Raw genomic sequence first — 6,326 nt, forward strand, 5'->3', positions numbered from 1 at the left:
TTGATGATCGGCGAAAACCCACTCCCCCAATCCTTCAATGAGGACATTTCCTGAGAGGCTGAGGTAAGGCGAGGTAAAGAGCAGGCCGGCAAAAAGGTTTAACATGATGGTTCTCCCTACCAGGATTTGTACTGGGAAAGTTCTCAATCAGCTCGCCGGGCAAGCAATGAAAAACGACTGGACAAAGAAGCTAGAGCCTTCGTCATTACCTTTCACAAGGTTCACCTCAGGAGAATCTTGACAGATCCCTACAGCTTGATTTTGCTGGCCTTACCGAAAGATCCTTATGACCCCCTAGAATATCGGCCAGCATAGCACAGTTGAGCTCAATTCTGAAACCTACTTTGCAAGAATGCTGTATTTTTCTGATCAGTATATTCATTTACATTGAACAGATATCAGTCTGTTCGTTCAGACACTTAAAACCCTCCGGATAGCCCTCGCGAATTTGTCAACAATCGATCTCTTAGTCATCGGGGCTAGAAGAGGGGATCTTCCCGGTGATCAGCCAGTTATCCCCCACAGTCTGCAGTTGCGGCTCCAGCAGTTGCCAGCTCTGGTTAACGTCAGGGATCCCTTCTCCTCCTACGGGGGTTGGGGCGTCGGCCCCGCCCAAGATCTTGGGGGCGATGAAGGCGGCCACTTTCTGGATGGCCCCATCTTTGAGGGCTGCCCAGGCCAGGGTGCCGCCGCATTCCCAGAGGGCGCTCAGACAGCCTCGCTCGAAGAGGGCCTGTGCTGTCTGGGCCGGGGTTACTTGATCCAGGTGCAGCAGCTCCACCCCTTGCTTGGCCAGGGATCCCCAGAGGGAATGGGTCTCTGGGGCTTCGGTGATCACCAAAGTTGGTGCTTCTTCCACCTGCCACAGGTGCGCCAGCGGGGGCAGATTCAGAGAGCGGCTGAGAACCACCCGCAGGGGCTGGGATCCCTGAAAATCCGGCAGGCGGCAGGTGAGGCGGGGGTTATCGTGCCAGACAGTTTTCGATCCCACAATGACTGCATCGTGCCAGGCCCGCTGGCGGTGAACCCACTCTCGCGCCAGGGGGTTGCTAATCCACTGGCTGTGGCCGGTGGCGGCGGCGCTCTTGCCGTCTAGGGTCATGGCGTATTTCAGCAGGCCAAAACACCGTTTCTGCACAATGGCGAAGGCAAAGCCCTCGTTCAATTCTTGGCACTCCTGCTCCAGCACCCCTACTGTTACCTCAACCCCGGCCTCCTGCAGGCGGCGGATCCCTTTGCCGGCCACCAGGGGATTGGGATCCTGCATTCCCACCACCACCCGCTGGATCCCAGCCGCCAGAATGGCCTCGGTGCAGGGGGGGGTACGCCCATAGTGGTTACAGGGCTCCAGGTTGACGTAGAGGGTGGCGCCCCTGGCCAGGGATCCCGCCTGTTGCAGAGCCAACACCTCTGCGTGGGGCTGGCCGGCCCCTGGATGAACGCCTTCTCCCACCACCTGCTCCCCCTGCAGGATCACGCAGGCCACCCGCGGATTGGGAGAGGGGCGCTGCGATGTGGAACGGGCCAGGGACAAACACCGCTCCATCCATTGCCGATCCGAGGTCATAAAATGGGCGTCCAGTCCAGGGGGCTGAAGCTGGCTATAGAGCTGCCAGTTGACGGTCAAAAGCTACGATAGATGCTCTAAATTCTAGCTCGGCTACCTGACGTCAAGAGGTGGGTATCGATCCAGATACGGGCAAGAAGTTGCCCCCGCCAATTCACAACCTCCTGACCGTGATACCTGCTACATCTTGGGTTTCGACAAACAGGCTCTAATATTGGGATGGTTGTTCTAGGAGCTGCCTTCATGACCTCTTCCCCCCACCTGACCGCTGCAGAGTGGGCAGCGGCTTCTGCCAACGGGCTGAAGGAGGCTGCCCTGCTTGGGGAACGCGATCCCTTGGCCCATCCCCTCCAAATCAACGAAGCCTTCAACCACAGGAACAACCTGTTAAACCGTCGCCTGCAACTGGTGGAAGAACTCTGGGAAGCCGTAATCCTGCAGGAGTGCGGGCAGTCTCTGGTGGAGCTGTTGCGGCGGCTGCGTTCCATGTGTTCCCCAGAAGGACAAGCCCTGGAGTACCCGATCCCAGAGGTGCTGCAAATTATCGAGCATCTCAGCCTCGATGCCACCATTCAAACGGCGCGCGCCTTTGCCCTGTTTTTCCAGTTGATCAACATTGTTGAACAGCACTACGAACGGGCCGAAGACTCCGACATGCGCATGGTGGACAGCCAGCAGCGCACGGTGCGGGAAAACGAAAAATTTGAACGGTTGTTCCCTTACCTGCGGGCTCAAGGAGTGCCGCCAGGCCTACTGCGCCGACTGCTGGAGCAGTTGCACATTCGCATGGTGTTCACCGCCCACCCCACCGAGATCGTCCGCCACACCATCCGGGAAAAGCAACGGGCCTTCTCTCGCCTGCTCAGCCAACTGGATTGGGCAGAACAGACTCAGCCTTTGCAGGCCCAGATGTTGAAAGAACAGATGGCGGAAGAGGTTTTGCTTTGGTGGCGCACCGACGAGTTGCATCAGTCCAAACCGACCGTTCTGAACGAAGTCGATTACACCTTGCACTATTTTGAAGAGGTTTTGTTTCAGGCTATCCCGCTGCTGCACGAATACCTCAGCCGCAGCTTGAAAAAAGCGTTTCCCGGCGTTGAGCCGCCGCCGGCAGGATTTTGCAACTTCGGCTCGTGGGTGGGCGGGGATCGGGATGGCAATCCTTCCGTCACCGCCGATGTTACCTGGCAAACGGCCCGCTACCAGCGCAACCTGATTTTGGGCAAGTACATCGAATCGGTGAAGGCGCTCACCAAAACCCTGAGCGTCTCTTTGCACTGGGGGGATGTGGACAGCCAACTGCTGGATGCCCTCGAGCAAGATCACCGCCTCATGCCGGAGGTTTACGAATCGTTTTCGCTGCAGTATCGCCAAGAGCCCTACCGTCTCAAGCTCAGTTATATGCAGCGGCGGCTGGAGTTGACGCGGGAGCGCAACCGCAACTTGGCCGACTCCGCCTGTCTGCCCGCCCCTCCCCCTGTGGACAACGCCTACGCCAATGCGGAAGAATTTCTGGCCGACTTGCAGCTTATCCAGCAAAGTTTGAAAAACAGTGGCCTTTCTTGCCGCCAGTTGGATCACCTCATCCAACAGGTGCAGGTGTTTGGCTTTCACCTGGCCCACCTGGATATCCGCCAAGACAGCAGCTACCACGAGGCCGCTCTCACCGAGATCTTTGAGTACTTGCGCATTTTGCCGCGGCCCTATAGCCAGATGACGGAAGAGGAAAAAACGGCTTTTCTTCTGCAGGAGCTGCAGACCCGTCGGCCCCTCATCCCCCTGGAGAGCCCTTTTTCCGAGAAAACGGCGGAGCTGATCGCCACCTTTCGCACCCTGCGCCGTCTGCAGCAGGAATTTGGCCTGGCCATCTGCCAAACTTATGTGATCAGCATGAGCCGCCAGTTGAGCGATCTGCTGGAAGTTTTGTTGATGGCCAAGGAGGTGGGCCTTTACGATCCCATCAGCGGGCGCGGATCCCTGGCAGTGGTGCCGCTGTTTGAGACTGTTGAAGACCTAAAGCGAGCGCCAGAGGTGCTGCGGCAGTTGTTGGAGATCCCTTTCTACCGCCAGTACTTAGCTCAGCAAGAAGACTTACAGGAGGTGATGCTGGGCTACTCGGATAGCAACAAGGATGCTGGCTTTCTAAGCAGCAACTGGGAGATTTACAAAGCCCAACAACGCCTGCAGGCGGTGGCCGAGTCCTATGGTGTGAAGCTGCAGATCTTCCATGGCCGGGGCGGCTCGGTGGGGCGCGGGGGAGGGCCGGCCTACGAGGCGATTTTGGCCCAGCCGGGGCGCAGCGTGGGAGGCCGCATCAAGATTACCGAGCAGGGAGAGGTGTTGGCTTCCAAGTATTCCCTCCAAGATCTGGCCATTTTTAACCTGGAAACCGTTACCAGCGCTGTGATCCAGGCCAGCCTGCTGCGCACCTACCCCAACGACCTGCACGAGTGGTCGCGCTTGATGGAATCCTTGGCAGAGCGCTCCCGCCAGGTGTACCGCAACCTGGTCTACGAGCAGGAGGGTTTTGTGGAGTTTTTCCATGAGGTTACCCCCATAGAAGAGATCGGCCAACTGCAGATCAGCTCCCGTCCTGCTCGCCGCAGCGGTGGCTCGAAAGATATTGGATCCCTGAGGGCTATTCCTTGGGTATTCAGTTGGACGCAGAGCCGCTTTCTCTTGCCGGCCTGGTATGGGGTCGGCACCGCCCTACAAGAATACGTGGCTAAGGGCGAGCACAACCTCAACCACCTGCAGCACCTCTACCGCGAGTGGCCCTTCTTCCGCATGGTGATCTCCAAAGTGGAGATGACTCTGGCCAAGGTGGATCTGCAAATAGCGCGTCACTACGTGCGGGAGATGAGCTCTCCAGAACGTTTGCAGCGGGCGATGGAGCTGTTTGAGTGCATTGCCCAAGAAATGTACCGCACGCGCACAATGGTGCTGCAGATTACGGGTCACAGGGAACTGTTGGAGAACGACCCCTATTTGAGGCGCTCAGTGCAGTTGCGCAATCGCTCGATTGTGCCCTTGGGCTTTATTCAGGTCTCTCTCCTCAAGCGCCTGCGAGAGCACCAAGGAGCCTGCGCCGGGCGCACGCGCTACAACCGCGCTGAACTCCTGCGCGGAGCCATGCTCACCATCAACGGCATTGCCGCCGGAATGCGCAACACCGGCTGAACCCCTCAAACGCCGGCCAAGCTCAGATTGGTTCAGATCTTCAGAACAGGTCGTCATCGTACTCTTCTGGCTCCGCCTCTTCCACCTCGACCGATTCCACCTCGACAACGCGGCGGGAGGGACGACGGGGGGCTTCATCCGGGTAGCCTTCTCCTTGGTCTTGGGGCAGACGTGGGGGACGGCGGCGGGTGACCGTGCCTGTGCCGCGCTCCTCCTGCGTATCTACATCCTCTGGATACTCTTCGGTGGCAGGGCGACGGGGGCGGCGGGCCTCTGGCGGCGGGGCCGGCTCATCGTAGCCGGTGTCTTGGCGGGATCCTGGCTCGTCGTAATACTCATCCACTTCGGGTCGGCGGCGCGGACGCACACGGGTATCGCTGGTCAGTTGGGGCCTGGGGCGACGCCCAGGCTCTTCGCTGCTGCGTTTGGGAATGGCGCGACTGTAAGAGGAGGTATCGCGAATGCGGGATCCTTCGGCCCGAGCAGAAACCGTGCGTCCTTGGGCATAGTCATCTAGGGGGTAGGTACGGCTGAAGTCTTTCTTGCGAACGGCTGGACGAACCCCGCCCACCTGCCGTACCTTTTCGCTCAAGAGAATCCGCAACCGGAAAGTTTCGATGGCAAACCAGCCGGCCATCACCGCCAGCAGCACCTGGGCAAAAAACAGCAACGGGATGAGCCGCTGACCCTCCAGAAGCAAACAGATGGAATAGATCAGGCCCATCGTGGCGAAAATCACATCCGATTCAGCGGAGGCCTCTCGCTTGATAAAGCGAACTGCGAAGATGGCTCCACTGGCAATCGCCACCAGCGCTGCCATCAAAAAATAGGGGCTTTGGGTGAGAAACATGCCAGGGATCCCTAAACAATGAAGAGGGGAGAGCGCTAAGCCTTACCCATTCCACAGCCGATCCTAACATCGATCCTCCCGCCGGCACGGACAACACCCGGGTTTGGATCCCTCTTGAATCCATGGGATCGGTGCTAAAATCGGCAACATCTTCCTGCATGTTCCATGCTGTATCTGGCACGGGTACACAAAAAGAGTCTCTTCGGCCAGGGGGAGCTGCAGCTCTTGGCTCGCCAGGCCGAAGAAGGGGTTTGGATCCCACTGCGCCAGCCAGAGTGGGTCACCTGCAAAGATGCTGGCCCTTACAACGTTGGCGTGTTGCTGCTGGTTGAGCTCTCGGAACAGCGGCGGGTAGAGCGGCTGGAAGAGGCGGCCATGAAGCTGGTGGAGATGTTGCACAGCCTGTCTCAAAACCGCAGTCTGGTGGATCTGTCGGAGATCGAAAGCTGGCGGCAATCTTTGACTCGCCAAAGCCAAGAGCTGAGCCGTCGAGAAGCCGAGGTGGCCGCCCGCCAAGAGCAACTGCAACAATGGGAAGCCCGCTTGCGCGAGAAGCTATCTTCCTGAATGCTCTACCGATCTTTTTCCCAAGCCGTCTGAGCCTCTCACCCTTGCTGCCAGGGCGCGTTGAGACTAGCATAGCTCCCGGCTGCTCTAAGCCAACAACAGACGATCCCCTCTCCCTGAGGCAGCCCAAGCGCTCCGCGCCGCTCACGCGACCACCCCCAA

At 58.6% G+C, this 6,326-nt stretch carries 4 protein-coding genes; 2 read left to right on the forward strand and 2 right to left on the reverse strand.

Going from position 1 to position 6,326, the window contains the following annotated elements; genetic code table 11:
• Window positions 1-466 precede the first annotated feature (466 nt).
• Window positions 467-1,567, reverse strand: coding sequence for a bifunctional diaminohydroxyphosphoribosylaminopyrimidine deaminase/5-amino-6-(5-phosphoribosylamino)uracil reductase RibD (gene ribD / locus NW853_RS05285; protein ID WP_414348195.1), 1,101 nt, complete (start codon window positions 1,565-1,567; stop codon window positions 467-469).
• A 243-nt stretch (window positions 1,568-1,810) separates the two neighbouring features.
• Here ribD and ppc point away from each other — a divergent pair, with 243 nt between their 5' ends.
• A complete protein-coding gene (gene ppc, locus NW853_RS05290) occupies window positions 1,811-4,747 on the forward strand; it encodes a phosphoenolpyruvate carboxylase (RefSeq protein WP_414348193.1) in 2,937 nt (978 codons plus the stop codon).
• 40 nt (window positions 4,748-4,787) lie between these two features.
• Here the strand turns inward: ppc and NW853_RS05295 are convergent, their stop codons facing one another.
• Entirely contained in the window at window positions 4,788-5,597 is an 810-nt protein-coding gene (locus NW853_RS05295; RefSeq protein ID WP_414335878.1) for a Ycf66 family protein, read from the reverse strand.
• A 165-nt stretch (window positions 5,598-5,762) separates the two neighbouring features.
• Between NW853_RS05295 and NW853_RS05300 the strand changes: the two genes are divergently transcribed.
• Window positions 5,763-6,164, forward strand: a complete 402-nt coding sequence (locus NW853_RS05300; protein ID WP_414335877.1) for a hypothetical protein — start codon at window positions 5,763-5,765, stop codon at window positions 6,162-6,164.
• Window positions 6,165-6,326: the final 162 nt, after the last annotated feature.

The sequence above is a fragment of the Synechococcus sp. H55.11 genome, from assembly GCF_047462475.1.
GTDB lineage: Bacteria > Cyanobacteriota > Cyanobacteriia > Thermostichales > Thermostichaceae > Thermostichus.